The sequence below is a fragment of the uncultured Acidaminococcus sp. genome (assembly GCA_900538365.1).
In the GTDB taxonomy this organism is placed as follows: Bacteria; Bacillota; Negativicutes; order Acidaminococcales; family Acidaminococcaceae; genus Acidaminococcus.
Genome location: UPXT01000071.1, coordinates 1 through 4,714 on the forward strand (window position 1 = coordinate 1; position 4,714 = coordinate 4,714).

3 protein-coding genes are annotated in these 4,714 nt (G+C 50.4%); 2 read left to right on the forward strand and 1 reads right to left on the reverse strand.

Annotated elements, in window-relative coordinates:
- Positions 1-181: 181 nt before the first annotated feature.
- Together QZQ08_RS09580 and QZQ08_RS09585 are read left to right on the forward strand one after the other, a co-directional pair.
- Entirely contained in the window at positions 182-1,714 is a 1,533-nt protein-coding gene (locus QZQ08_RS09580; RefSeq protein ID WP_297899219.1) for a sodium:alanine symporter family protein, read from the forward strand.
- 11 nt (positions 1,715-1,725) lie between these two features.
- Complete coding sequence (locus QZQ08_RS09585; protein WP_296331397.1) at positions 1,726-2,481, forward strand: heparan-alpha-glucosaminide N-acetyltransferase domain-containing protein; 756 nt, start codon at positions 1,726-1,728, stop codon at positions 2,479-2,481.
- A gap of 777 nt (positions 2,482-3,258) precedes the next feature.
- Here the strand turns inward: QZQ08_RS09585 and QZQ08_RS09590 are convergent.
- Entirely contained in the window at positions 3,259-4,452 is a 1,194-nt protein-coding gene (locus tag QZQ08_RS09590; protein ID WP_296331401.1) for a PLP-dependent aminotransferase family protein, read from the reverse strand.
- Positions 4,453-4,714 lie beyond the last annotated feature (262 nt).

Here is a 4,714-nt window from a genome sequence, read left to right on the forward strand (position 1 = left end):
GTCGCTATGGATTTTTGTTTTTGATTAACTGTTCAACTTCATTTTACAACGAACCTTTTTTATTTTACCATATTTCATGGATTTGACACGGAAAATCTATAAAAATTCTCCATTTTGCTGTAAAATGGAACCATCTGAAAACAATTCTATCAATTTTGTTGCAGAAAAGGGAGCGATGCAGATGGAGAACCTCTTTCAGTGGATCAATTCGGTCCTTAAGTTTGTTGGCCCCCTCAGTGATTTTTTCTGGGACGTGCCGACGATGATTCCTGCCTATAAGTCCCTGCCCATCTTGGGCTCTTTTTCCCTTGCTATCGTGCTGCTAATGGGAAGTGGGATCTACTTTACCCTGCGTCTTGGCTTTATCCAAGTAAAAGGTCTGCCGCGGGCCATTCGCCTCATGGCGCATAATAAAGCCGATACGGGGATTTCTCCTGTTGCCGCCTTTATGCTGAGCTCTGCCATGCGTGTTGGCCCGGGCAATATCCTTGGCGTCACAGGGGCCATTTCCGTTGGGGGTCCGGGGGCCATCTTTTGGATGTGGGTATCCGGCTTTTTCGGTATGGCTACGGCTTTTGTTGAAGGAACGCTGGCCCAGCTCTTCAAGGAGCGGAAAAGTCAGGAATTTGTCGGCGGTCTTCCTTTTTACGGCAGTGCCCTTCTTAAAGGAAGTTCTGCTGTAGGAATCTTCCTTTCGGGCCTTTATATTTTCTACGCTTTGGGCTGTCTGCCTGCCCAAGGATATAATGTCGTCTCTTCTCTTGGCACCATGGCCGAGATCGTGACAGGTAGTTCCATTGCCACACAATCGGCCTTCTATTATGCGGCGGCAGCTATTGTCATTGGCCTTACGGCCATCCTGACTTTTGGCGGCATTCGAAAGGTCACGAAAGTAACGGACCGTATGGTTCCTGTCATGGCGGTTATCTATGTAGGGACGACGCTGCTTCTCATTGCGGTAAACCTTGACAGCGTACCCTATTTCTTTTGTTCGGTACTGGAAGGCGCCTTTACGCCGGCGGCCATTTTTGGCGGAACCTTTGGGACTGTCTTGGTCCAAGGCGTCAAGCGCGGCCTCATGTCAAACGAAGCCGGTCAGGGAACCATTACGATGAGTGCCGCCGCAGCCGATGACAGCCATCCCTGTGAACAAGGACTCCTTTCTGCGCTCGGCGTCTTTCTTGATACGCATATCATCTGCACCATGACGGGTTTTATCGTCATCATGGCCCATGCTTGGGATAAGGATCCCGCCCTTTGGCAGGATGCAGGAAAGCTCCCGAAATACCTTCTTTCTGTTTCGGAACTGGTCCCGACAGCGACCTTCCACGCCGCAGTCAATTTTGCCCTGACGCTTTGCTTCTGTCTATTTGCCTATACCTGCCTTGTGGGCATGATTTCCTTTTCGGAAATTGCGGCTGCCCGTATGGGAAAAAGTCAGGGCCTTTTCATAACGGTCCGCATTCTTGCCCTAGGCGTTGCCCTTTTCGGCGTCCTGGTCAATATTGCAGGCTATGATCTGGGAAACCTCTGGGCTTTCTCGGATCTTGCCAATATCATCCTTTGCTATGTCAACGTGCCGCTTCTTTACCGTGGCTTTGCCTATGTCCTAAAGAGCAAAGAACACTTTGTAAGCGGCAGTACGGAGCCTTTTGACGGCGGCCTCCTTGGGATCCATACGCCATGCTGGCCCCGTGATTCCCATAAAGGGTAAGGCAGGTATTCATGCGCTATCCCTTTCTTGACGCCCTGCGCGGGTTTTCCATCTGCTCCATGACGCTCTACCACCTGCTGTGGGATGCCGTCTATTTGGGCGGCTGCAGCCTTCCTTGGTATGAAGGAACGGCGGGGTACCTTTGGCAGCAGAGCATCTGCTGGGTCTTCATCGCTGTGAGCGGGGCGGCGCTTGCCCTTGAAATCAAAAAGAAAGGACGGAAAAGGACGGCGAAAAGCCGTCTCGTCCTTGTGGGGTGGGGGTCAGCCATCACCTTTGTGACGCGGCAGGCCATGCCCCATGAACCCATTTATTTTGGCGTGCTTTTCTTCCTTGGTGCAGCGTCCCTGCTGACGCTTTGCCTTTGGCCTGTCATGGAGAAAAAGCCCAGAGGCGCAGCTATTTTCTGCGGCGCCCTCTTTTTCTTTTTGCGCAACGCGCCGCGGGGGAGTTGGGGCTTTGAACGGATGGTGGGTCCTGCCTTACCGGCGGCACTTACCCGATTCGGTCTTTTCAGTGCCTTTTGGGGGTTCCCGCCAAGGGACTTTTATTCGTCGGATTATTTTCCTATGGTTCCCTGGTGGGGCCTTTTTGGGGCTGCTTCTGCCGTGGGAGCCTTGTGGCTCAAAGAAGGATTCATACCGAACCTTTTGCAAAAAGACATCCCTTTTCTGCGCAAATTGGGCAGAAAGTCCCTATGGATCTATCTGCTGCATCAGCCGGTCATCATGGGGCTGTTGTGGGGGATGGAATTGATTACGTTTTAACTCGGAGCACAAATCGCTCGGATTCCATGTGGCGGCGTGCCTTCCTTGCTTGAGAACAGATTCTTATGAGCGCAAGGAAGGTATGACGATTCGTAAGAACTCACGTTCCACAATCTCATGTTAAAGACGCCTGAAAAATGGAGCCCTTGGGCGAGGCACTTCTTGGAATTTTTTTGGTTTTTTAGAGGAACCCTGATTCGCCTGAGGCCCATATCGGCCCATCGGCGTTGTCAAAAAGACTCAGGTTTCCTCGCGGTATGGAACATTCGTTGTACGGCGTCGCCAGTCTAATTTGCGTTTTTCCTAGCATCTGGCCCAATCTGGAGCCATACCCCAAAAAGCTAAATAGAAACAAGAACGGAAGGGAAAAACAAGACGAACCTTTCTGCATCGCTTTGGTAAGGCGGAACGGCTTTTTTCGTTTCTAAGGTAAAAGACCTTAACGCAAGAGACCGTGAAATAAAGACCAAAAGATAAGCCCTAAACTGAACGTCAATCTGGGTTCAGTCTAGGGCTTATTGTGTTGATTTGACTTTTGTAAGAGGCGAATCTTTTGAAATATAAGGAAAGGATAATGGATGGAACGACGGCCTTCGTCTTTTCCCTCTGAACTGGGTGCAAGGCCTCGATCCTCCTTTGCCAAGGCGGTAAGCGCATCGCTGAACGATTCGCAAGTTTCCATGTGCCTTAGAAAAAGCAAAGGAAGAGCTCGTGCAGGGCGCTTATCCAGGGAGCGTTCTGATGCGAAACAGCAGAGAGCGAGCCCTTTTCTTTTCCTTACTTTCCTGCGGCCACTTCGCGCAAGGCTTCACCCATGCGGCGGATGCCTTCTTTAATACGGTCATCTGGCATATTGGAGTAGTTGATGCGCATATGACGGTCGCTCTTTGTTGTCGGGTAGAAGAATTCCCCGAGGACGCCGGCGACATTCTTTTCAATGCATTTATCAAAGACTTTGCGGGCCGAGACCCCTTCTGGGAAGGTGAGCCACAGGAAGAGGCCGCCTTCAGGATGGGTCCAGGTTGTGCCGTCGGTAAATTCTTTTTCCATGCACTGGATGATGAGGTCGCGGCGATGACCATAAAGGGCATTGATTTCCCTTACATGTTCATCCAGGCTGAATTCGTCCATATAGCGGTCAATGATGGCCTGATCAAAAGCGGACGAATGAAGGTCCGCACTTTGCTTGACTTTGACGAACTGGGGCATGATTTCCGTGGAGCAGGCCAGCCAGCCGATACGCAGGCCCGGGCAGAAGGTCTTGGAGAAGGTGCCCATGCCCATGACCTGACCGCGCTGATCCATGCTGAGGAGCGAGGGATTTGTCGTCCCTTCGTAACGAAGTTCCCCATAGGGGTTATCTTCCAGAACAGGGATGTCATATTTTGCCATGATTTCCATGAAGGCTTTGCGGCGTTCCACAGGCCAGCAGATGCCCGTCGGGTTCTGGAAGTCGGTAATGACATATACAAGCTTGACATTTTCCGTCGTTTCAAGGATCTCTTCGAGTGCTTCCGGAATCATGCCCTTATCATCGGTCGGGACTTCCTTGAATGTGCATTCGTAAGCCTTGAAAGCGTTGATGGCGGCAAGATAGGTCGGAGCTTCCATGAGGACCACGTCGCCAGGGTTCAGGAAAATCTTGCCGGCCATATCAAGGTTCTGTTGGGAACCTGTTGTAATCAGGATGTTTTCCATCTTGAGGTCGGATTTATAAATCTTGTTCATGCGGTCAGCAATCTTCTGACGCAGGGTGGGCCGGCCTTCGGTCGTTGCATACTGGAGGACCTTGCGGCCTTCGTCGGCGCAGACTTCCTGGGCAACCTTACTGATTTCATCAACCGGGAAAAGTTCCGGTGCTGGAAGCCCCCCGGCAAAGGAGATAACTTCCGGACGCTGGGTTACTTTCAGGATTTCACGGACGGCCGATGCTTTCATGCCGGCCATGCGGCTTGCTAATTGGTACTTCATAGTTTTTCAAACCCCTCTCAAATACATAGTAACGATGATTGCACTTTGTATGCAATCCATAGTTATGTCATGAATGACTCTATTTTATTCCTCCTCGTTACAATAGTCAATTAAAAATATAGCAATCTACCCATAATGTAAAAGAAAGAAAAAAACGTATCTAAAGAAGGAGTTTCGTCGTCGCTATAAGGACAGTCCTTGGGAGGGCACTAAGCGTAAAATGTTTCTCGGTAGGGAAAAATAGTCCTTGCAAAATAAAGGG